Raw genomic sequence first — 23211 nt, 5'->3', positions numbered from 1 at the left:
CATTCGTTTTAAATTGTAACAATAATAAATATTTGGATAACGCTACCCTGGTGATATAAAACTTTGAAGACTTTGTTAACAAAAACCTCAACACTCATCCGGCACAAATACCACGGTTTGCTCTTTTAAATTGCTGCCATCATTTTTAGGGACGCAATGGCAATGCCATTGTCCGGATATTCTGAAAGAATCTTTCTGTACAGTTCCTTTGCCTCTGCCCCGCGGCCTATTTGACTAAGCGTGAAAGCAATGTTGCAAAGCCCCATTTCACGATAACCCATTCTTGACGAGCTGAACATCGTAATATACCGGTACTTATCTATCCAGGCATTATGCTCAAAATAGGCAACGCTTTTATTAAAGTGATCCAAGGCCCTCTCGTATTTATTTTTCTTAAGTGCTGCGATGCCCTTTCGATGTTCAGTAGCAATAAGCCATCTCATTAAATAAAGTATCGCCCAATAAGCTATAAAAGCGTATATAAATTCAAATCCGTCTGCCGCAAATTGGGAGAAGCCCAAAAGCAACAAGAGCATTAACAATATCTGCGGAATGGTATACCACCAAATAATTTTCCCTCTAACAAATGGTACGTTCGCAATACTTAACAATATTTGGCTAAATTAAAATTTACGCGTCAATAATCTTACCGCTTCACAACAATTGGGCAGTTTCACTTATTAGTAAAACCCTATCTTTGCGGCACTGATTTCATTATGATAATTCACCAGTTTTACGATAAAGGCCTGGCACATGCCTCGTACGCCATTGTTCGCAGCGGAAAAATGATCGTTATTGATCCTGCTCGTAATCCACAACCATATTATGATTTCGCTAACCTGCATGAGTCAGAAATAGTTGGTGTTATCGAGACGCATCCACACGCTGATTTTGTGAGCTCACATCTGGAGATACACCACACAACTGGTGCTGATATTTACGTGAGCAAACTTGCCGGTGCAGGTTACCCACATCAAACTTTTGACGAGGGCGACGAAATAAAACTGGAAGACATCAATCTTAAAGCAATAAACACACCGGGACACTCACCAGATTCTATTTGTATTTTGGTTGAGAACGAGAATGGTAAAGAATGCGCCATATTTACAGGCGATACGCTTTTTGCAGGCGATGTTGGCAGACCCGATCTGCGCGAATCAGTTGGCAACATCACCGCCAAGAAAGAAGAACTGGCCCGCCAGATGTATCACAGTACCCGCGAAAAATTAATGACCCTGCCTGCCGATGTAAAGGTTTATCCCGCTCATGGCCCGGGCTCACTTTGCGGTAAAAGCATGAGCCCCGATCTGCACAGTACCATAGGGAAAGAATTGCGCGAGAATTATGCACTGCAGTTGATGGACGAACTCGCATTTGTGCAAACCTTAATGGCCGACCAGCCATTTATGCCAAAATACTTTGGCTATGATGTTGAACTGAATAAGATCGGCGCCGCGGCCTACGCAGAAAGTGTTGCTAAAGTAAACAGACAACAACCTGCCGATATAAGTGATGCTATTATCATAGATACACGCAACCGCGAGGCTTATCGCAATGGCCATGTTAAAGGCTCATATAATTTGCAGGATGCAGAAAAGTTTGAAACCTGGCTGGGTTCTATTGTGGGCCCGGAAGAACAATTTTATCTGATAGGAAGTGATGATGCCGCTTTAGATACCGCTATTGCTAAGGCAGCAAAAATTGGTTACGAGCATAATATTAAAGCCGCTGTGTTAACACCTCCAACTGCTACAGAAAAATCCGCCATACTTAATCTGGAAGAATTTAAGGCTAATCCTAATGCCTACACCATTATTGACGTTCGCAACTGGGCCGAGATAAAATCAGGAAAGCTATTTGCCAATGCTTTGACCATTCCACTACCGGAACTTAGGGAACGCGTGAACGAGATACCTGCCGATAAGCCGATATTAGTTCACTGCGCAGCGGGTTACCGTTCTGCGGCGGCGGTGGGTATTATCAGCGCTGTTACATCAGAAGTGCCGGTTTATGACCTGGGTGAAGCGGTAAATGACTGGAAGTAACCAAGCTTACATAAGCCTCTCCCCGCCTTTGCGTACTGTCTATCGCACCGCTCCCCAAGGAGGGAGCTGAACAATTATTGTCACCCTGAGCTTGTCGAAGGGCTAATCTACGTGCTTATACTTCGCCTTTCTTCAACGCTTTAACCGCATAATCTGAAGCACGGGCAGTAAGCGCCATGAAGGTAAGCGACGGGTTTTGAGTGCCGGTCGAGGTCATGCAGGCGCCATCGGTTACAAACACATTTTTGCATGCATGTAGCTGGTTCCATTTGTTGAGCATAGATGTTTTAGGATCATGCCCCATGCGGACGCCGCCCACTTCATGGATGTCCAATCCGGGTGCTTGTTTGCTATCGTTGGTGGCGATATCCTTGCAGCCGGCTTTGTCCAGCATTTCCGCTCCTTGCTGTAAAAAGTCTTTGAGCGACTTAATGTCGTTATCATCATAATCAACCGATATCTGTAGTTGCGGCACGCCCCATTTATCCTTTAGCGTTTTGCTTAGTTGCACAAAGTTGCTGGCCTTAGGGATGGTCTCGCCCTGCATCATCATATAAATCCCCCACGGACCAGCCTCGCTGATATTTTGCTTAAAGTCTGCACCTATTTGAGCGCCGTCCGTTTGGTGGCCCCAACCTGCGCGCGTAGCGGTATAGAAAACCATATATCCCCGTAAAAAATCGGTCTCCTGTTTGTGAACGTTTCTGAAGTTAGGCATCATTACCGCAGTTGGCCTTCGGCCGTAATAGTAGCTGTCCATCGGCCCGTCAAAATCAGCAGTTAACGAGCCGCGGTAATTATGAAACGCGATGTATTTACCCAGCTGATCGTGATCATTACCCAAGCCGTTAGCGAAACGGGTTGAGGTAGAATTAAGCAAAATAAGGTTACTGTTTAAGGTTGCACCGTTAACAAATATGATGCGCGCGAAATATTCTATAGCCTTGCCCGTGTGAGCATCTACCACACGCACGCCTATTGCCTTTTGCTTCTGTTCATCATAAATGATAGAATGCACAACAGAATCAGGCCGTAAGGTTAAATTACCGGTTTTAGCCGCCCAGGGAATGGTAGATGAATTGGAGCTAAAATACCCACCAAACGGACATCCACGCTCGCATAAACTGCGCGCCTGGCATTGGCCTCTGCCCTGCTGCAGATGTATCTCTTTAGGCTGGGTTAGATGCGCACACCGGCCAATGATTACATTACGGTCTTTGTAGTTGGCCATAATACGTTTCTGTATCTCCTTCTCAACAACATTCATTGTCCAGGCAGGTAAAAACTCCCCATCAGGCAGGGTTTCCAGGCCGTCGAGATTACCGCTGATACCGGCAAAACGTTCAACGTGGCTATACCAAGGGGCAAGGTCATCATACCTTATCGGCCAGTCAACAGCAAAACCATCGCGGGCAGGCCCTTCAAAATCAAATTTGCTCCAGCGTTGCGTTTGCCTGGCCCACAACAATGATTTACCGCCAACCTGGTAACCGCGGATCCAATCAAATGGCTTATCTTGCACGTAGGGGTGCTCCTTATCTTTCACAAAGAAATGCTCGGTGGCTTCACTAAAAGCATAGCAACGGTCTACAACCGGATTTTCTTTTTTAACTTCCAATGGCAAACGCCCGCGGTGCGGAAAGTCCCATGGGTTTTTAGTGGCCGTTGGGTAGTCCTTTAAATGTACTACATCCTTACCGCGCTCCAAAACAAGCGTTTTAAGGCCATGTTCGCACAGCTCTTTAGCAGCCCAGCCACCGCTTATACCAGAGCCAATTACAATGGCATCAAAGGTATTATCAGATAGTTTGTTGAAATTAACGTTCGCCATAGCTTTAAATTGGTGAACGTAAGTTAAGCATTTGCCAAAAAATGCAAAATTCTTACTTGCTCAAGAGGCTATAGGATGATCTTGAGGATTACTTCCATTATCAAGACTGGGAAAACAATCTGTCATTACTTATTAATTTGAATAATCCATTTCAAATGCAATACAAATCGATTTCCTTTTAAATGGATAAATACTATTTTAGAATAACCAAACCCACTATTTATGACAACCACTGACGAACCTGTTTACTGGTCGGCTGCCCGTAAAATTGCCCTGCGCTTTTTCCTGGTGTTCTTTCTTTTGTATATTTTTTTTAACCCAAACGGTGTATTGCCTTACATCAATGTATTGTTTGAGCAATATATTACACCATTTCATAGCCTGGTGGTTTGGATAGGAAATAACATCCTTCACCTCGCGAAGCCAATTACAGTTTTTACCAATGGCAGCGGAGATACTACCTATGATTATGTGATCATGCTGCTCATTTTTGTATTGGCCTTGGTTGCCACCATTATTTGGAGCGTAGCCGATCGCAAGGTGCGAAACTACAACAAGCTTTTTTACTGGCTCACTGTGGTTGTACGTTATTACGTGGCCATCACCATGCTCACTTACGGGTTTGTAAAAGTTATCAAATTACAATTTCCATCGCCAGATCTTAACCGTTTACTGGAACCTGTTGGCGATATGTCGCCAATGGGATTAGCCTGGACCTATATGGGCTACTCCTACGGCTTCAATATTTTTACAGGGCTTGGGGAAATCACTTGTGGTTTGCTTTTATTTTTCAGGCGTACCTCAACTCTTGGTGCTTTACTTGGGCTGGTTGTTGCCGCCAATATTATGGCTATCAATTATGCCTTTGACGTACCCGTAAAGCTGCTTTCAACGATGTTAACGCTGATGTGTTTATTCCTGCTGTTTAAGGATGCAGTAAGGCTCATCAACTTCTTTATCCTCAATAAACCCGCCGCACCTGCTAATCTTACACCTCATACCTTTAAGAAACGCTGGGTTAACATTTCCACCACTGTAATAAAATATTTGCTGATAGTTTACGTACTTGCAGGTAACTTGGTAAGCGACATACAGGCGATGAGCCAATACGGAGATAGTGCTCCCAAACCACCATTGTACGGCATTTACCAGGTAGAGACCTTTATACGCAACCATGATACCGTACCGCCGCTTGCAACTGACACCACGAGATGGAATAAGTTAATCCTATCTTACAGTGGCGGGGCAAGAGTAACATTTATGGATGATACCATCAGGCGTTATGATTGGAAACTGGATACCGTCAAGCATACCGTTCTCATGGCTCCTTACACAGATAGTTTAAACAAAGGCATATTCACCTACAGCATACCTAAGAAAGACGAACTTTTGCTTAAAGGACTTAAGCGCTCAGATTCGTTAGAGATAAGGCTGAAAAAGATAGACCTTAAGAAATTCAGGCTTATCAACAGGGGCTTTAACTGGATAAACGAATACCCTTATAACAGGTAGTCAAATTGCTTTAAAGCAAAATCGCCCTTGCAATGCAAGGGCGATTTTATATCAAATTGTAAACCTCGTTGTTAATTATTTAACAGCACCTGGTGTAGTGTAAGGTAACACTTGTGGGTTGTAGCTTGCCCAACCAGATGTCCAATCTGTAGTACCAAATGCACCTTTGTAACTTACTTGTTCAAAACCCGAAAGTTTAGCATTAGCGAAGTTAGCGCCAGTTAAAGCTGGGGAATTAGCGATTTGTGTAAAGTTAGGTACGCCGGCTCTTGCAGAAGGAGCAAGATCCGATGAAAACTTGTAAGGATCAGCATAGATACCTGCACCGTAAAGATTAGCATCAAACGTATTTAATGATCCTTGAGCAGGGTTTAATAACGCGGTAACTGCGGCTAAAGCGCTACCAGTAGCTTTGATCTGATTGCCTTTGCTGTTGCTACCGGCAACAATGTTGTAAGCAAATACTGAACGACCCGCAGCTAAGTTAGCAGATGAATTAGCTGTACCACCAGAAGGTAAAGCATCATCATAGAATACACCCTCTGTGTAACCAACAATTACAGAATTGAAGATGCTTATCGCTGAGTTACGGCGGATCTGAGCACCATGCTGGAAATTAGCATTAATAGAGCTGAAAGAAGAAGTCTCTTTTGGACCTAAGATGGTCATGTTAGAGAATATAGCATTTGTTTGTGGGGCATCGTTAGTACCGGTGCTGTTGTTATCAGACTCAAAACCATTTGAACCAGATACATCTGCAGTGGCAGCTAAACGCTGAGCTAAACCGAATTGTACTTTACCAGAGAAACCATTGTCTGTATCAAAATCATCATCCCAGGTATCGATAGCTAAAAGGTGTTTAGCGTTTACCGTACCACCAAACCATTCGTAAGCATCGTCACCAGAACGGTAAACTTCAATGTAGTCGATAGTAGTACCAGAACCAACGCTGCCAAAGGTTAAACCGTTGATCTCGTTATCCGGGCTCAATGGGATACCGGCATACTCGATACGTACATATTTCATTGTACCAGAGTTGTCAGCAGCATCTGTACCGCCGTGTTTACCTTTATCGGTAGCATCAGAAATACCTTCAATAGCGATTGAAGTACCCAGGTTGTTAGGCGCTTTACCTAAAAGGATAACACCACCCCAGTCGCCTTGTGAACGGCCACCGGCAGCGGCATTTGAGGTGAATACGATAGGTGCATCAGCAGTACCTTGCGCATCTATCTTTGCACCACGGGTGATGATCAAAGCACCTTTGGTAGATTTATCACCTTTAATGATAGTACCGGCTTCAATTTTTAAAGTTGAGTTGTTGGTTACAAACACGTTACCTTTTAGAAGGTAAATTTTGTCTTTTGTCCAGGTAGTGTTTGCAGTGATATCGCCAGAAACAGTAACAACACCGTCAGTTGGTTGGGTTGTACCGCCACCACCGCCGCCGGTGGTATCAACTGTATTTTTAGAACAGCTGGTTACAAAGATACTCGCGCTAAGTATGGCAAGTAATAAAACTTTTTTCATGCTCGATTTAATTTAATTTAATATCCAAAGTAACCCCAATGGTTTGAACTGAAGATTACCTGCTGTTTAAACCTGTGTTAAATAACATCGGTGTTTATTAACCCTGTATTAACATTACAAGGTGTAGGTAAATGATGCGGTATACGTAGCACCTACGCGGTAGCTGCTTTGCGTGTAATCGCCCGCGTCATACTTTTTGTTGTTGTTTTGATCGAAGAAGAAAGTATAGCGCTGGTTAAGGATATCACCTGCGTTTATCTTCACTTCGCCTTTACCTTTAAGTACTTTTAAACCTAATTGAGCATCAATCACGTTACGCGGAACATCATATACGTTTGCATACTGACCGCCTGCTGCCAAGTTGAGTCTTGGGCCTACGCGGTTGTACAATGCATTAAACGTCATCTTGTTATTAAGGAATGTGTGTGTTAAGCCAGCATTAATTACGTAGGGAGCCTGGCCTATTAGCGGGCGCTCATCAAACTTGAGATTTAAGCCCGAGTTTACCGGGTTCTTCGCAGTTGATTTGGCGATAGATACGTTAGCGTAAACCGTGGTATTTTTTAGAGCGTTAGTTGGGGAAATAAAATCAAGCGACTTGCGTGCTTCTAACTCTACACCATAAACGTTTGCTTTATCACTATTAAAGTAAGTGATGATACGGGTTGATGTTGCATCATTATTAAATGCCTCAATTGCATTATGGAACTTTTTGTAGAAACCTGATACCGATAATATTTGACCGGCAGATGGAAACAACTCAAAACGAACATCAAAGTTATCGATCTTGGTACGTTTAAGCGTGGGAGTACCCTGCTGGAATGCCAACAACTCATAATCGAAATAGGATGATGTTGCCAACTCCCTAAACTCCGGCCTTGCCAATGTTCGTGAGTATGATGCACGCAAATTGATCTTTTCGGTAAGGTTGTAAGTAAGATTTGCTGATGGTAACACATCTGTGTAGTCCTGGTGAACGTTGTCGCCCGGGTTTTGGTAGCTGTTTGGCGTTACATTGGTATTAAACTGCTCAACACGTGCACCCCACACAAAGCGCAATTTGGCTGTAAGCTTGTTGTCAAGCATCAAATAACCAGCGTTAGTACGCGCATTGGCAGAGTATGAATCCGAAGGGATCAATGCAACCTCATTTAATCTATATACACCCTGGTTGATCAGGTCAGTTGAGAACAAAGTGCTAAGCGGGCGGCTTGCGATCTCGTTCAACCTATCCGGGTCACTTTGAACAGCCTGGCTAAACAGCGGACCAACAAAGCGAACATCGTAAGTCCTGGTACGGTAAAGCGTTAATGCACCTGCCTTAAATGTAGACTGGTTGAATAACTTAACCGGCATGCTGTAGTTTACAGCAGCTGAGTAAGAGTCCTCTTTTAGCTTACCAAAAAGCGTTGAGTTTTCCTTGGTAAGTGAGGTTAGCTGCGCCAGGAAAGGATCGTTTGTACCCTCTGCCCTGGTATAAAGTGCTTTGCGCTGACCCGGCTGGTCATTAAGGATATTACCATAGCTCAATTCCCAGTTTATCTTCGCACCCTTTTCACCTATCGGATGGTTACCTTCAAGACTCGATTTTAGTAAAGCTTTTTGCTGAAGGTCAAAAGCGTAGTAGTTTACATCAAAACCAGAGTTGTTATGACCGGTGCGGCCAAGGTACTGATCGTCGTAGATCCTGTTGTAAACGTTCTTAAAAGTGATCTTATTCTTACCGAAAGTATAACCAAGGTTTAACAACGCACCAATATTTGTGCTGAATTTGTAGTTATTATCAGTATAGTCGTAGCCGTAAAATTCGCGTTTGATATCGCTGTAAATGTTTTGCTGGTTACGATAGGTGAGTGCAAGGATAGCACCGAAACGGTTACCGCTTTCTTTACCATCATGCACGCGGCCGATAGAGAATTGATAATTCTGTGTTGGCAATGCTGTATTCACATAGCGGTTCCAGTCGTTAGGTAACGCGCGCAGGTTGGCGTTATTAACCTGGTCTGATAAACCGTTAGATATTTGCTCAGTTGAAGCAAAGCCGTTTGGTAACTGGCGTTTACCGTTATCAAAACCAAAGTAATCAGAAGCATTACGCGGGCCACTGATAAAGTCTTTACCGGTTGAAGCTGTGTTGTAGCCTCCTGCGATGCCAAACGTGATAAAGTTCTGATCCGGCAGATCTTTGGTTTGGATATGGATCAAACCACCTGCAAAATCACCCGGATTATCAGGCGTAGCCGTTTTGGTGATGGTAAGGTTCTCAACCAGGTTTGATGGCACAATGTCAAATGAGAAAGCCTTACGGTTATTCTCTGTGCTTGGCAGTGGAGCACCGTCTAAAAGAGCAGAATTATAACGGTCACTTAAACCACGGATAACCACAAATTTGTTATCCTGTACGGTAGCACCACTTACGCGTTTTAAAACATCGGCAGTGTTACGGTCTGGTGAACGTTTAATGATCTCTGATGAGATACCATCTGAAATAGATATGCTGTTCTTTTGTACTGCATACAATGATGCTACGGAGGCTTGCCTGTAAGTTGCTTTTACAACTACCTCTTTTAATGCAGTTGATTGAGATGCCGCGGCGGCAATGTCAAGATTGGTTACATCGCCTGCTTTTACCTCAACATCAGAGATTGATTTGGTTTGGTAACCAATGTAACGTACCAGGATAGTGTACTTGCCCGGTTTAAGGCCGGCGATGGTGTATTTACCATCCACATCAGTTGCGGCACCGGTTGTAGTGCCTTCAATACTAACGGTAGCACCGATAAGGGTCTCGCTCGTTTTCTGATCGATCACCTTGCCGGTGATCTTACCGGTTGTTTGGGCATAGGCGTCACCAAACAATAATGCAACAACCATTAGCGTGCTAATAGCGTAAATTATTTTTTTCACGTGTATTAATTTAATACCGCAAAACTATTACCGCGATGTTAGTTGAATGTTACTGGTTTGTTACCAAAAAAGGCACTTAATATTAAGTCTATGTTAATACTAAAGCGAAAGTTTTTGTTAGCCAGCCTGTTGCTGCGAATTAGGTGTTGCACCCTTTATTTCTTCTAATTCAAGCTCGTAAGCGCGCATACGGGCATGCAGAATGTCTACCTCGGTACGCAGCATCTGTATCTCGGTAATGAGTTTGGCCGAGTCTTGCTTGTGGATCATTTTATCGCCGGTACCCAGTATCAGCCACTCGGGCGAGTATTTTAACTGGAAGCACAGCTTGCGGATGAGGTAATAACTCACGTCCTGCTTTCTGTTGATCACTTTGCTGATGAAACCCTGATCCACGCCGATAGCGTTGGCAAGGGCAAGTTGCCCGCCATGTTCTTTAACAATAACCTTCAGTCGTTTTACAACAGCATCATCAGACATGCTGCAAGTATAAACATTTTTGGCAATTGGGTGTGCAAGTGTTCACGTTCACGCCATGAACGCTCGTGAACACCGTGAACGCTGACAGGATTTTGTCAGTTCGACTGAATACTAAAAAACTCCATGGACAATCAATTACTGCACTTTTAGCTCATGGTATTGGTTAGTTGCCTTAATTATCACTTTAACATATAATTAAATAAACATTTATTAACTTAGTATGAAGATATATCTGTCATGAAAAAATCGGTCATCACTTTAGCTTTATTAGTCATCTGCAAACTTGTATCGGCGCAGGCTTGGTCCAACACCGCTCGTTACGGATCAAATTCGGCTACCCCTGTTATTGATCCGTTGGGAAGGCCTATAAGCAATAACGATATTACCAAAATTAAAGGAACAACTGAGATTTACGACGATTGGATGCCGGGGCAGGTTACCTTTGATAATGGCGAAACCTACAAAAATCTTTTCCTTAAGTTCGACCTAAAAAACAATCTGCTCACTTTTTCTTACAATAGAACTGATGAACCACAGAAATTTAAAGATAATGTGAAGGTTTTTATGGTAAATGCAGGAAGAGAACGTGTTTTTGCAAACGGGTTTCCAAAATTTGATGGCTCCAATCAAAAAACTTATTATGAGGTAATAGCAGGCGGTAAAACAATGTTGCTTGAACATCACCGTCAATACCTAAAAGTAGTGCAAGAAGATAGGGCCTCAACGAGCGGAGAGTACACTTCGGTTAAACACTACTATCTTTTTAAGGATCAGAAGATATCTAAAATAAAACTGGATAAAACAGCCATACTTGCTGCATTGGCAGATAAGCATGCCGAAATTAGCGCTTACGCCGATAATGAGCAGCTTGAATATAATAATGAGCAAGATGTAAAAAAAATATTCGATTTTTATAACAAGCTTAATTAAGTAATCCTTCATCATTGCTATTCTATGTTAGCCACATCACTCTGCCGTCACAATCTTAATTTGCGTAACAGCTAATTACCACTTCCCCTTCAAAAGCCCTATCTTTGCGGTCTCAAATAATTCGTCTATGTTAAAAGGATTTTTTAACGTTCCTGCACCTGTTAACGAGCCTGTTTTAAACTATGGCCCAAACAGCCCCGAACGTGCCGCGCTAAAAGCTGCGCTTGAAAAAGCTCGCGCCCAACAAGTTGATATACCTATGTATATTGGTGACCAGGAAGTACGCACCGGTAATTTAAAGGAGCTTCGCCCGCCACATGATCATCAGCACCTTTTAGGTACTTTCCATTATGGTGATAAAAGCCATGTTACTGCCGCCATTGATGCTGCGTTAGCTGCCAAAGCCGATTGGGAGAACCTGCCATGGGAACAACGTGCGGCAATTTTCTTAAAAGCAGCCGAATTAATTGCAGGCCCTTACCGCTACATTATTAATGCAGCTACCATGCTTGGCCAAAGCAAAAATGCTTACCAGGCCGAGATCGACTCTGCGTGCGAGCTGATCGATTTCCTGCGCTTTAACGTGCAGTACATGACCGAGATATACGAGCAACAGCCACCTATCTCCGGTAAAGGTATCTGGAACCGCCTTGAGCAACGCCCGCTCGAAGGTTTCGTTTTTGCGCTTACACCTTTCAACTTTACAGCAATTGCAGGCAACTTACCGGCATCTGCTGCCATGATGGGTAACGTAGTGGTTTGGAAACCTGCAGATACGCAAGTTTACGCTGCTAATGTGATCATGCAGATATTTAAAGAAGCAGGTTTGCCTGCCGGTGTGATCAACCTGATCTATGCTGATGGCCCGGAAGTTGGTGATGTAGTATTCAGCCACCCTGACTTTGCTGGTATTCACTTCACCGGCTCTACCAAAGTGTTCCAACACATCTGGGGCGAGATAGGTGCAAACATCCACAAATACAAAACCTACCCGCGCATTGTTGGCGAAACGGGGGGTAAAGATTTTGTACTTGCACATCCAAGTGCCGATGCTGATGTAGTTGCCGTTGCGATGCTCCGTGGTGCTTATGAATACCAGGGACAAAAATGTTCTGCCGCATCACGTGCATACGTGCCTGCAAGCTTATGGCCTGCTGTAAAAGAGCACATGGTACGCGAAATGGCTACTTTTAAAATGGGCCCTACCGAAGATTTTGAGAATTTCGTAAATGCCGTTATCAGCGAAGTATCGTTTGATAAACTGGCTAAATACATCGATGCCGCTAAAACAGATGCAGGTGTTGAAGTAGTTGCCGGTGGTAATTATGATAAAAGCAAAGGCTGGTTTGTACAACCAACTCTTTTAAGAGTTGATGACCCTAAATACGTAACCATGTGCGAGGAGCTTTTTGGCCCGGTACTTACGGTTTATGTTTATGAGGACGACCAGTTTGAGCAGATAATGGATGTGATAGATACAACATCTATATACGCGCTTACCGGTTCAATCATCTCGCAAGACCGTTACGCCATTGCACAGGCAACACAACGCTTACGCAACGCTGCAGGTAACTTTTACATCAACGATAAGCCTACAGGTGCCGTTGTTGGTCAGCAGCCATTTGGTGGTGCAAGAGGCTCCGGTACAAATGATAAAGCCGGTTCAATGATCAACCTGTTACGTTGGGTATCTCCGCGTACCATCAAAGAAACATTTGATCCACCAAAAGATTACAGGTATCCGTTCTTAGCTAAGTGATCTGAAGAGATCCAGGAAGACAAGAATCAGGATAAAGAGCCGATCCATAAGGATCGGCTCTTTTGTTTCCACCTGTCGTGGTGAGCCTGTCGAACCACTCTGCTCGCGTGCAAAAGTTCGAAAAGCCCAAATTGACACAAAAAACAAAAGGCCAATCCGTTTCCGGGTCGGCCTTTTTTGATAGATGCAGGATATGTTAGTTTACTGTTTGCGCAATTGGTTCCGGTTTGTAAACCAGGTCTTTTAAAGGCGGCACATCGTAACGCTCTTTAATATCTCTAAGTTGGACTACAATGCCCTTTGTATAAGCGTTATGGCGGTAATTATGGATTATCTCCAGTACATCAGGGTCAATATATCTTGAGTTCGATCCGTCTATGATCACATCAGTGCCGGTAGGTAAATTGGTTAGGGTTACCTGTATAGCAGCTTTGTTAAGGAACGACACCTCTTCAGCGAGTTTTATGGTGATGGCCTCTTTTCCGCCGTTGCGCCCAATTGTATAGAAATAGGGGTTACGCATATTGGTGCGCAATATGTAGAACACCCCTACCAGCATGCCTATACCTACGCCTTTAAGCAGGTCGGTAAGAATTACGGCTACAATTGTTACCACAAACGGTATAAACTGATCCAAACCCTTATGCCAGATATGTTTAAACAGGCTTACACGCGCAAGCTTGTAGCCAACAGTAAGCAATATCGCCGCAAGGCATGATAAAGGTATTTTATTAAGTAACGATGGAATAGCAAGCAGGCATACCAGCAACAAAAAGCCGTGGAAAATGGCGCTCATTTTGGTGCGCGCACCGGCACCTACGTTAGCAGACGAGCGTACAATAACGGCTGTCATGGGTAAACCGCCCAAAAAACCGCTCACTAAGTTGCCGGCACCCTGGGCAATCAGTTCGCGGTTTGTAGGCGATACTCTTTTAATAGGGTCTATCTTATCCACGGCCTCCAAACTGAGCAATGTTTCCAGGCTGGCTACAATGGCAATGGTTGCCGCTACAATCCAAACTTCCTTGTCCCTTATTCCATCAAAATTCGGCGACTTAAACAGGCCGAAAAATTCAGTAGTGCTGCCCACTACCGGTATCTGTACATATTGCTTATCTAAAAGCGCAAAACCGGTCCCTGCAAAAGCCGCCGCCAGCGTAGTACCCACAACTACGACCAGCAGCGGTGCAGGAATAACAGCAAATTTCTTTATGCGGGGCCAGTAAATCATTATCGCCAACGATACCGCAGCGATAACAACCGCCCCATAATTTATTTTCCTTAAGGCGAACAGGATCCCCGAAAAGGTATTCTCTCTATCCACCTGGCTAAAACCTTCATCTCCTTCAAAATCTTTATCATAACCAACAGCATGCGGAAACTGCTTCATGATCAGAATAATCCCGATGGCTGCCAACATTCCCTCTATCACCGACGATGGAAAATAGTTACCTATGGTTCCGGCTTTTACCAATCCTAATATGATCTGCATAGCACCGGCCAACATAATGGCCAGCAAAAAGGCTTCAAACGAACCTAATTTTGCTATGGAGTTTAAAACGATAACCGTTAAACCCGCGGCCGGGCCTGCAACGCTTAACTGAGAACCGCTTAAAGTACCTACCACTATACCGCCTATTATGCCGGCTAAAAGCCCTGAGAACAATGGTGCACCGGATGCGAGTGCTATACCCAAACACAAAGGCAGCGCAACCAAAAACACTACTATCCCGGCAGGCATATCTTTTTTAAGGTTTTTAGCCAAAAAATATTTTCTAAAATTAAGATCGCCCACAGGGGTGCCACCTTGCTTAGTTTGCATAATAGATCAAATAAAAAGTTCAACTGTAATGATTAATACCGGCTGCAGAAATACAGCAAAAGAGCGCGGCAACAAAAGCAAAAAAGCTTATGCGGCCAATCACCGGATACTTGTTATCCGGCTAAAAAAGATTAAGCGTTGGGTGGTGGCGTTGGCACAACAGGATGATAAACCTGCTGGTAAAGAGACCGCTCCTGGCTATGCAGGATATTGTTCTCTAAAACAATCGGGCGGTAGATATTGAGATATACAAAGTTCTCGTCAAAGGCCTTCTTTTCTTTAAAGGCATCCTTTTCGGGGTCTTCTTTCTCATTTTTGGTCTCATGCTCTAATTGCATAATAACCGCCCTTACATGCTTATTATCAAGAGATAAATACACAGGCGCAATGGATATGAACATCTTTACTACAAAGATGCCAAGGAACAATGCCGCAACTGCGTGTTTATATGTCCTGCGTTTCATGCTTCACAAATATAACATAATTTGGCAATGCCAAAACATACAATGCCAATCAACCTTATTTTATATTTAAATACCTAATTTTAGCCATCACCAATTACATCATCGTGAACAAAAAGCTGGATACATTACAACAAAAACGCAAACAGGCACTGCAAGGCGGCGGCGCAACCCGCATTGAAGCACAGCACAAAAAGGGCAAACTTACCGCCCGCGAACGGCTTCATTTTTTACTGGATGAAGGCAGTTTCCAGGAGATAGGCATGTTTGTATCGCACCGTTCTACTGATTTTGGGATGGAAAAAGAAAAGTATCCGGGCGATGGCGTGGTAACCGGCTATGGTAACATAAACGGCCGGTTAGTTTATGTTTTCTCGCAGGATTTTACCGTTTTTGGAGGGTCGCTTTCTGAAACACATGCCGAAAAGATCTGCAAGATAATGGACCTGGCCATGAAAAACGGTGCGCCGGTTATTGGCCTTAATGATTCCGGCGGTGCACGCATCCAGGAAGGCGTGGTATCCTTAGGGGGTTATGCCGATATATTTTACCTTAATACCATGGCAAGCGGCGTAGTGCCGCAGATATCGGCTATTATGGGCCCTTGTGCGGGCGGCGCGGTGTACTCTCCTGCTATTACCGATTTTATTTTAATGGTAGAGAACACTTCTTATATGTTTGTTACCGGCCCTAACGTTGTTAAGACCGTAACACATGAGCAGGTAACCTCTGAAGAATTGGGCGGAGCACATACCCACGCTACCAAAAGTGGCGTAACGCATTTTGCCTGCGCCAACGAAATAGCCGCCATACAACATATCAAACAACTGCTAAGCTACATGCCGCAGAACTGCGAAGACCGCGCACCATCCCTGCCTTATGATGCTAAGGATGAAACCCGTACTTCATTAAATAATGCACTGCCTGAAAATGCTTCGCAGCCTTATGATATACGTGAAGTGATAGAGCAGGTGATAGATGCAGGGACTTTTTTGGAGGTGCATAAAGACTTTGCCGAGAACATTGTGGTGGGTTTTGCGCGATTGGCTGGTCGGAGCATTGGCATTGTGGCTAATCAGCCTATGTTTCTGGCGGGCGTGCTGGATATCAACTCATCAACGAAGGGCGCACGTTTTGTGCGCTTCTGTGATAGCTTCAATATCCCATTACTTGTATTTGAGGATGTGCCGGGATTTTTACCGGGCACCGACCAGGAATGGAACGCCATTATTACCAACGGAGCCAAACTGCTTTACGCCTTCTGCGAGGCAACAGTACCACGCATTACGGTGATCACTCGCAAGGCATACGGCGGCGCTTATGATGTAATGAACTCAAAACACATTGGCGCGGACATGAACTTCGCCTGGCCTACTGCCGAGATAGCCGTAATGGGTGCCAAGGGTGCTGCCGAGATTATTTTTAAACGCGAAATAACTTCTGCCGAAGACCCCGAAGCCAAATGGCGCGAAAAGGAAGAGCAATATGCCAACATCTTCGCCAACCCCTACCGCGCTGCCGAACGTGGTTTTATTGATGAGGTAATTGAACCATCAGAAACGCGTAGTAAACTTATCCAGGCCTTTAAAATGCTGGAAAATAAGGTAGTGAATAACCCGAGGAAAAAGCATGGGAATATACCCTTGTGAGGTTGAAAGGTTAAAGACGTAAGGCCTGTGCGATTCCCTCCCTTGGGAGGGTGCAGGGAGGGGTTTTTGCGAGTAGTCGCTTTAATAAACCCCTCCCTGCCTTTGCGCTATGCCCTACACACCCCTCCCGAGGGAGGGAATTGGGAAAAACTTTTACCTTTATCTTTTCAGCTTTTACCTCTAAAGAATGATCTCTATCGAACAAATAACCCCGCACCTAACCTGGCAGCTGCGCCGCGATGTGCTCTACCCCGGCGAGTATAAATTCAATATGGAAATGCCCGAGGATGAACAAGGTTATCACTTTGGGGCGTTTACAGATAATAAACTGGTAGGTGTGGTATCGCTGTTCAAAAACCTCAACGACTGGCAATTCCGCAAGCTGGCGGTTGATGAGGCTTATCAGGGTAAAGGCATTGGTAAAGACTTATTAAATTACATTACGGGCTTTGCTACTGAAGAGCATGCCGAACGCCTTTGGTGCAATGCACGTACCTCGGCCATTGGCTTTTACGAAAAATATAATTTCACGCAAACGGGTGCACAATTTAGCAAAAAGGGTGTCGACTATGTCGTAATGGAAAAATTGCTGCAAAGTTGATTAAAAACAAAAAGTCAGCCTGCCTTGCGCAAACTGACCTTTTAATACTAAACTGACTAACTAATTATCTTAAAATTAACGCTGCAAAGGTGATGTATCAATATGAAGTGTATGTTAAATAAAAGATAAACTTTAAAACTGTCAAAATAACATTTCTTGCATATCATTTGCATTGTTATATATTTGCCCCACGCTATTCCCCCGATAGCTTTTAATTATAGAATTTTCCAGCCCATGGCAAAAAAGAAAACTGAAGTTGAACAACAAAAACCCGTTGTTGTAAACGAAGCATCATTAGCATTTTTTGAGAAATACATAAACAACCCCTCACCTACCGGCTTTGAGTGGAAAGGTCAGGAGATCTGGTTAGATTACCTGAAACCTTACATAGACGACCATTACGTTGATAACTACGGTACAGCCGTTGGTATCATCAATCCCGAGGCTGAATACAAGGTAGTGATTGAGGCACACGCCGATGAGATATCCTGGTTCGTAAACTACATTACCAGTGATGGTTTAATTTACGTTATTCGCAATGGTGGTTCAGATCACCAAATAGCACCATCAAAAAGAGTTGACATCCACACTGATAACGGCATTGTAAAAGCAGTATTTGGCTGGCCGGCTATCCATACCCGTTTGGGCGGCGAAAAGGAAGAAGCGCCAACTCTTAAAAATATTTTCCTTGATTGCGGCTGCACCAGCAAAGAAGAAGTAGAAGCCTTAGGCATCCATGTAGGTTGTGTAATTACTTACGAGGATGAGTTTATGGTGTTGAACAACCGCTATTATGTTGGCCGCGCACTGGATAACCGAGCAGGTGGTTTTATGATAGCCGAGGTTGCGCGTTTGCTGAAAGAGAACAACGTTAAACTACCTTTCGGCTTATACATTGTAAACGCCGTACAGGAGGAGATTGGTTTGCGTGGTGCCGAAATGATCGCTCACCGTATTAAACCTAATGTGGCCATCGTAACGGATGTTACCCATGATACCGGCACCCCGATGATCAACAAGATCGTTCAGGGCGACCTTAGTTGTGGTAAGGGCCCTGTGATCTCTTACGCACCTGCTGTGCAGAATAACTTAAATAAATTACTGATCGAGTCGGCGCAAAAAGCTAACATACCTTTCCAGCGCCAGGCTTCATCACGTTCAACAGGTACCGATACCGATGCATTTGCTTACTCAAACGATGGTGTGCCATCGGCATTGATATCGTTACCACTGCGCTACATGCATACTACTGTCGAAATGATCCATAAAGATGACGTAGATAATGTGATCCGCCTTATTTACGAATCACTGCTTAACATACAGAACGGACAGGATTTCAGGTATATCAAATAATTAAAAACATTTGTACACAAATCAACTTTGTGTATTTGCAAAACACTTATACCCTACATTTTACAATGAAACCAACATTATTAATTTTGGCCGCAGGTATGGCCAGCCGTTACGGCAGCATGAAACAAGTTGACGGCTTTGGCCCTAATGGCGAAACCATCATCGATTATTCAATATACGATGCCATTAAAGCTGGTTTCGGTAAGGTGAGCTTCATTATTCGCGAAGAATTTGCCGATTCATTCAAAGCCATATTTGAGCCTAAACTGAAAGGCCGTGTGGAGATCGACTACGTGTTTCAAAACTTCGACCTAACACCATTTGGCATTACCGAACAAATTGAGCGCGCTAAACCATGGGGTACTGCACATGCGGTGTTAGCAGCCCATAAACAAGTACATGAGCCGTTTTGCGTAATCAATGCCGACGATTTTTATGGTTACGAAGCATTTGAAAAAATGGCTAAGTTCCTTACCACTGAGGTAGCTGATGACAAATACTCTCTGATGGGTTATCAAATTGATAAAACGCTATCTGACTATGGTACCGTATCTCGCGGCGTGTGTGCCGTTGACGAAAACGGCAATATGACCGAAGTTAATGAACGTACCGAAGTATACTTTAAGGAAGATGGTTCTGTTGCTTATAAAGACGCTACCGGCGAGCATCCGCTAAGTAACGATACTCGCGTGTCAATGAATTTCTGGGGCTTTACTCCTGCTGTTTTCAAACAAAGCGAAGAGTTATTCAGAAAATTTGTTGAAGCTAACAAGAGCAATCCTAAAGCAGAATTCTTTATTCCGCTTGTTGCAGATGATTTGATCAAAAACGGTGTCGCATCTTTCAAAGTGATACCCACTTCAAATAAATGGTTTGGCGTAACTTATAAAGAAGATAAGCCTATTGTGCAGGCCAGTATCTCTGAACTGGTTGAGAACGGTACTTACCCTGCTAACCTTTGGAGCTAAATCATTAGGGAATAATTTATAGAAGAGCCTTGCATTACTGCAAGGCTCTTTTGTTTTTATATACTTTGCATTTACAGTTATTGCTTTCCTATATTTATTACCTAAACTCTTAAAATGAAAATTAAACTTTCAATCATGCTGCTTTTAACTGGCCTTTCGGCAGGTACGTTAAAAGCGCAGGGCCCGTACGTTTGGAAAACCGGCAAATCCGGCGCATACACCTATAAATACGTAACCGGCGACCCAACCCACTCTCGTTTTTACACCTTAAAAAATGGCCTTACAGTTATCTTAAGTCCAACAGAAAAACAACCACGTGTACAAGCCTATATTGCAGTTAAGGCGGGCAGCAAGACCGACCCTGCAGACCATACAGGCCTTGCCCACTACCTGGAACACATGATGTTTAAGGGTACCGATAAATACGGAACGCTGGACTGGACTAAAGAAAAGCCTTTGTTAAATAAGATCGACGACCTGTACGAGCAATACAACTCTACAAAGGATGAAGCTAAACGCAAAGAGATCTACAAACAGATAGACAAAACATCAGGCGAGGCGGCAAAATTTGCTATCGCCAATGAGTACGATAAAATGATGACCGGTATGGGCGGACAAAACAGTAACGCTTTTACCTCATTTGAACAAACTGTATATACCGAAGATATTCCAAGTTCATCAATTGATAAGTTTTTAACCATGCAGGCCGAGCGTTTCCGCGCACCGGTGCTGCGCATCTTTCATACCGAGTTAGAGGCAGTTTACGAAGAGAAAAACCGCGGGCTTGACAGTGATCCACGCAAAGTGCAGGAAGCTTTGTTTGCTGCTATGTTCCCCAACAATAATTACGGTAAGCAAACTACCATCGGCACCATAGAGCATTTAAAAAACCCATCGCTAAAAGCCATTCGTAAATATTATTACGATTACTATGTACCAAACAACATGGGCGTTATTCTTTCAGGAGATTTTAACCCGGATGTGATGATAGCCAAAGTGGCTAAAAACTTCGCTTACATGAAGAACAAACCGGTACCGCCATATAAATTTGCACCAGAGGCGCCTATCACCAGCCCTATTACCCGCGAGGTTTACGGCCCAAATCCGGAGAACCTTACCATTGCTTTCCGTTTCCCTGGTGCCAGCACACGTGATGCACGCATTCTTAACCTGGTGGGCAGCATATTAGCTAATGGGAAGGCTGGCTTAATAGATCTTGATCTTACTAAAAAACAAAAACTGTTAAGCGGCTCTGCTTCTGCCGATATCCTGAAAGATTACAGCTTACTTACCTTACGCGCTACACCTGCCAAAGGCCAGTCATTAGATGACGTAAAAACATTGATGCTGGGCGAAATTGATAAGCTGAAAAAAGGCGATTTCTCTGATGATCTTATCCCATCCATCACCAACAATTACAAGAAAAGCAAAATTGAGCAGGATGAAAGCTATGTACAACGTGCCAGCAACTTAATGGACGATTTTACATCAGGTGTTGATTGGAGAACAGACGTTGCAACCATTGCCGAATTATCAAAGATCACCAAAGCTGATATTATGGCTTTTGCCAACAAATATTTGCATGATAACAACTACGTAGTAGTTTACAAACGCCAGGGTGCAGATAAAAACGTGATCAAAGTTGATAAACCGCCTATTACCCCGGTTGAGGTTAATGCCGGCAAACAATCGCCTTACGTGCAGATGATAAACGCCATGCCTGCAAACCCGGTAAAACCTGTTTGGTTAAATTTTGACCGCGATATACAACGCGCCAGATCCGGAAACGTTGATGTGTTAGCCGTACAAAATAAAGACAACAGTATTTTCCGCCTTTATTACCGCTTTGATATGGGCAGCTGGAACAATAAGTTGCTACCAATGGCTGCACAATACCTGCAGTTTTTGGGTACCGATAAAATGAGTGCCGAGGAAGTAAGCAAGTCTTTCTATAAACTGGCTACGTCATTCAGCGTAAACACCAGCACAGATCTGTCGCATGTTATCATTAGCGGTTTGCAGGAAAACTTTAGTCCGTCTGTAACTTTGGTTGAGAACGTACTGGCCAATTGCAAGCCTAACGAGGCAGCATTAGCCAGCTTAAAGGCGAGGATGAAAAAATCACGCGAAAACTTTAAGCTAAACAAAAGCGCCATAATGCAGGGCCTTGTCAGTTACGCACAATACGGCGCTGACAATCCCTTCAATTACACGTTATCAGATGAGGAAATAGATGCGGTTACGGCCGATCAGCTTGTAAATATATTGCATAGCCTTACTGGTTATAAGCACACAATTCTTTACTACGGACCGCAAACCGCTACGCAGGCAGGCACTACTTTATCGCAATTGCATAAGACGCCTGCATCGTTCACTGCTTATCCGTTGAAAAAACAGTTTACCCGTGTAAACCAAAGTAAGAATATGGTACTGTTTGCCAATTTTGATATGGTGCAGGCCGAGATACAGTGGGTGCGTAACGAGGCAACATACTCACCTGCTAAAACCCCAACTATCGAGTTGTTTAACGGTTATTTTGGTGGAGGCATAAGTTCCATTGTATTCCAGAATATCCGCGAGTCAAAAGCGTTAGCTTACTCTACTTACGCCAACTATGCACAAGCACAAAAAAAAGAAGATAACGACATTTTTGTAGGCTATGTAGGCACACAAGCAGATAAAATGAACGAAGCCATCGCAGCAATGAACGAGCTTTTGAACACCATGCCGGAGTCTGGGGAGGCGTTTAAAGCGGCCCGCGAGAACATCGTGAAGTCTATTGAAACAGAACGTATCACTCAGGAAGGAATCTTGTTCTCATACCTTGCCGCACAACGCAAAGGCCTTGACTATGATATTCGCAAAACCACTTTTGAAACAGCCGGTAAATTAGGCTTCGCGGAGCTAAATGCCTTCCATGATGCCGAATTAAAAGGCAAGCCTTACACTTACTGCGTGGTAGCTTCAGACAAACGCATATCTGATGACGACCTGAAGAAATACGGAGAGCTAAATAAGCCAGATATAAAACAAATATTTGGTTACTAATTGGTTACTAATTGGTTACTAATAAGTTAAAAGCAGCGGCAAAGTACAAATTGCCCTGCTTTTACTTTATAACAACATCTTTACATTTACTAATTATTAACAAAATGTAACTTTGAACCTTTGAATTTATTCCTTTAGCAAACCAATTATTGTGATACATTCAACTGTTAAAATTTGTTACTAAAAACTATTTGCTGATCAACACCGTAAGTTGCGGTGACCGTTTATTTATTTATTTTTAGAACTTGAGCCATACTGCTAAATCCCCCAGTACCTATTGCCCAAAGTGCGGCAACCTGTTCCATCATCAGCTTC

The 23211-nt window shown here is 43.6% G+C and carries 16 protein-coding genes; 9 read left to right on the top strand and 7 right to left on the bottom strand.

The features are described from left to right. Positions 1–125: 125 nt before the first annotated feature. Entirely contained in the window at positions 126–443 is a 318-nt protein-coding gene (locus tag INP83_RS09170; RefSeq protein WP_219127168.1) for a tol-pal system YbgF family protein, read from the bottom strand. A gap of 273 nt (positions 444–716) precedes the next feature. Here INP83_RS09170 and INP83_RS09165 point away from each other — a divergent pair, with 273 nt between their 5' ends. Next, positions 717–2045: an MBL fold metallo-hydrolase gene (locus INP83_RS09165; RefSeq protein WP_219127167.1), complete on the top strand. Its 1329-nt coding sequence runs from the start codon at positions 717–719 to the stop codon at positions 2043–2045. Positions 2046–2160: 115 nt separating this feature from the next. On the opposite strand, the gene INP83_RS09160 is transcribed toward INP83_RS09165, so the two are convergent. Beyond that, complete coding sequence (locus INP83_RS09160; protein ID WP_219127166.1) at positions 2161–3876, bottom strand: GMC oxidoreductase; 1716 nt, start codon at positions 3874–3876, stop codon at positions 2161–2163. 222 nt (positions 3877–4098) lie between these two features. Here INP83_RS09160 and INP83_RS09155 point away from each other — a divergent pair, with 222 nt between their 5' ends. Beyond that, complete coding sequence (locus INP83_RS09155; RefSeq protein ID WP_219127165.1) at positions 4099–5388, top strand: hypothetical protein; 1290 nt, start codon at positions 4099–4101, stop codon at positions 5386–5388. A 75-nt stretch (positions 5389–5463) separates the two neighbouring features. Here INP83_RS09155 and INP83_RS09150 read toward each other — a convergent pair whose 3' ends face one another. The 3 genes from INP83_RS09150 to INP83_RS09140 all read right to left on the bottom strand — a co-directional run bounded on the left by INP83_RS09150 (position 5464) and on the right by INP83_RS09140 (position 10305). Next, positions 5464–6918, bottom strand: a complete 1455-nt coding sequence (locus INP83_RS09150) for a hypothetical protein (RefSeq protein ID WP_219127164.1) — start codon at positions 6916–6918, stop codon at positions 5464–5466. A 114-nt stretch (positions 6919–7032) separates the two neighbouring features. Continuing rightward, the gene (locus INP83_RS09145) at positions 7033–9825 is read right to left on the bottom strand and encodes a TonB-dependent receptor (RefSeq protein WP_255563283.1); all 2793 of its coding nucleotides are present in this window, start codon (positions 9823–9825) and stop codon (positions 7033–7035) included. Between the two features lie 117 nt (positions 9826–9942). Next, positions 9943–10305 (bottom strand): helix-turn-helix domain-containing protein, encoded by a 363-nt coding sequence (locus INP83_RS09140; RefSeq protein WP_219127163.1) that lies wholly within the window; start codon positions 10303–10305, stop codon positions 9943–9945. A 237-nt stretch (positions 10306–10542) separates the two neighbouring features. Between INP83_RS09140 and INP83_RS09135 the strand changes: the two genes are divergently transcribed. After that, the gene (locus INP83_RS09135; protein WP_219127162.1) at positions 10543–11235 is read left to right on the top strand and encodes a hypothetical protein; all 693 of its coding nucleotides are present in this window, start codon (positions 10543–10545) and stop codon (positions 11233–11235) included. Positions 11236–11362: 127 nt separating this feature from the next. Further along, on the top strand, positions 11363–12994 hold the full coding sequence (gene pruA, locus INP83_RS09130; protein WP_219127161.1) for an L-glutamate gamma-semialdehyde dehydrogenase: 1632 nt from the start codon (positions 11363–11365) through the stop codon (positions 12992–12994). 196 nt (positions 12995–13190) lie between these two features. Here the strand turns inward: pruA and INP83_RS09125 are convergent, their stop codons facing one another. Continuing rightward, positions 13191–14816: a SulP family inorganic anion transporter gene (locus INP83_RS09125; protein WP_219127160.1), complete on the bottom strand. Its 1626-nt coding sequence runs from the start codon at positions 14814–14816 to the stop codon at positions 13191–13193. Positions 14817–14947: 131 nt separating this feature from the next. After that, a complete protein-coding gene (locus INP83_RS09120; protein WP_219127159.1) occupies positions 14948–15280 on the bottom strand; it encodes a hypothetical protein in 333 nt (110 codons plus the stop codon). Positions 15281–15384: 104 nt separating this feature from the next. Here INP83_RS09120 and INP83_RS09115 point away from each other — a divergent pair, with 104 nt between their 5' ends. From INP83_RS09115 to INP83_RS09095, 5 genes are all read left to right on the top strand, one after another. Then, positions 15385–16926 (top strand): acyl-CoA carboxylase subunit beta, encoded by a 1542-nt coding sequence (locus tag INP83_RS09115; protein ID WP_219127158.1) that lies wholly within the window; start codon positions 15385–15387, stop codon positions 16924–16926. Between the two features lie 187 nt (positions 16927–17113). After that, positions 17114–17527 carry a GNAT family N-acetyltransferase gene (locus INP83_RS09110; protein WP_219127157.1) on the top strand — a complete coding sequence of 138 codons (414 nt, stop codon included), beginning with the start codon at positions 17114–17116 and terminating at the stop codon, positions 17525–17527. 234 nt (positions 17528–17761) lie between these two features. After that, positions 17762–18880, top strand: a complete 1119-nt coding sequence (locus INP83_RS09105) for a M42 family metallopeptidase (RefSeq protein ID WP_219127156.1) — start codon at positions 17762–17764, stop codon at positions 18878–18880. A 65-nt stretch (positions 18881–18945) separates the two neighbouring features. Continuing rightward, positions 18946–19848, top strand: coding sequence for a sugar phosphate nucleotidyltransferase (locus INP83_RS09100; RefSeq protein WP_146268631.1), 903 nt, complete (start codon positions 18946–18948; stop codon positions 19846–19848). 114 nt (positions 19849–19962) lie between these two features. After that, on the top strand, positions 19963–22896 hold the full coding sequence (locus tag INP83_RS09095) for a pitrilysin family protein (protein ID WP_219127155.1): 2934 nt from the start codon (positions 19963–19965) through the stop codon (positions 22894–22896). Positions 22897–23211: the final 315 nt, after the last annotated feature.

The organism is Mucilaginibacter sp. 21P, assembly GCF_019331605.1.
Classification (GTDB): domain Bacteria; phylum Bacteroidota; class Bacteroidia; order Sphingobacteriales; family Sphingobacteriaceae; genus Mucilaginibacter; species Mucilaginibacter achroorhodeus.
Note: the sequence above shows the minus strand (reverse complement) of the source record. Positions and strands in the feature narration are given on the sequence as shown.

What these genes read in the sequence shown, in the direction of transcription:
- INP83_RS09125 (WP_219127160.1), bottom strand. Translation starts at nt 14,816, where the DNA reads ATGCAAACTAAGCAAGGTGGCACCCCTGTGGGCGATCTTAATTTTAGA.
- INP83_RS09155 (WP_219127165.1), top strand. Translation starts at nt 4,099, where the DNA reads ATGACAACCACTGACGAACCTGTTTACTGGTCGGCTGCCCGTAAAATT.
- INP83_RS09150 (WP_219127164.1), bottom strand. Translation starts at nt 6,918, where the DNA reads ATGAAAAAAGTTTTATTACTTGCCATACTTAGCGCGAGTATCTTTGTA.
- INP83_RS09100 (WP_146268631.1), top strand. Translation starts at nt 18,946, where the DNA reads ATGAAACCAACATTATTAATTTTGGCCGCAGGTATGGCCAGCCGTTAC.
- INP83_RS09170 (WP_219127168.1), bottom strand. Translation starts at nt 443, where the DNA reads ATGAGATGGCTTATTGCTACTGAACATCGAAAGGGCATCGCAGCACTT.
- INP83_RS09135 (WP_219127162.1), top strand. Translation starts at nt 10,543, where the DNA reads ATGAAAAAATCGGTCATCACTTTAGCTTTATTAGTCATCTGCAAACTT.
- pruA (WP_219127161.1), top strand. Translation starts at nt 11,363, where the DNA reads ATGTTAAAAGGATTTTTTAACGTTCCTGCACCTGTTAACGAGCCTGTT.
- INP83_RS09120 (WP_219127159.1), bottom strand. Translation starts at nt 15,280, where the DNA reads ATGAAACGCAGGACATATAAACACGCAGTTGCGGCATTGTTCCTTGGC.
- INP83_RS09160 (WP_219127166.1), bottom strand. Translation starts at nt 3,876, where the DNA reads ATGGCGAACGTTAATTTCAACAAACTATCTGATAATACCTTTGATGCC.
- INP83_RS09105 (WP_219127156.1), top strand. Translation starts at nt 17,762, where the DNA reads ATGGCAAAAAAGAAAACTGAAGTTGAACAACAAAAACCCGTTGTTGTA.
- INP83_RS09095 (WP_219127155.1), top strand. Translation starts at nt 19,963, where the DNA reads ATGAAAATTAAACTTTCAATCATGCTGCTTTTAACTGGCCTTTCGGCA.
- INP83_RS09110 (WP_219127157.1), top strand. Translation starts at nt 17,114, where the DNA reads ATGATCTCTATCGAACAAATAACCCCGCACCTAACCTGGCAGCTGCGC.
- INP83_RS09165 (WP_219127167.1), top strand. Translation starts at nt 717, where the DNA reads ATGATAATTCACCAGTTTTACGATAAAGGCCTGGCACATGCCTCGTAC.
- INP83_RS09140 (WP_219127163.1), bottom strand. Translation starts at nt 10,305, where the DNA reads ATGTCTGATGATGCTGTTGTAAAACGACTGAAGGTTATTGTTAAAGAA.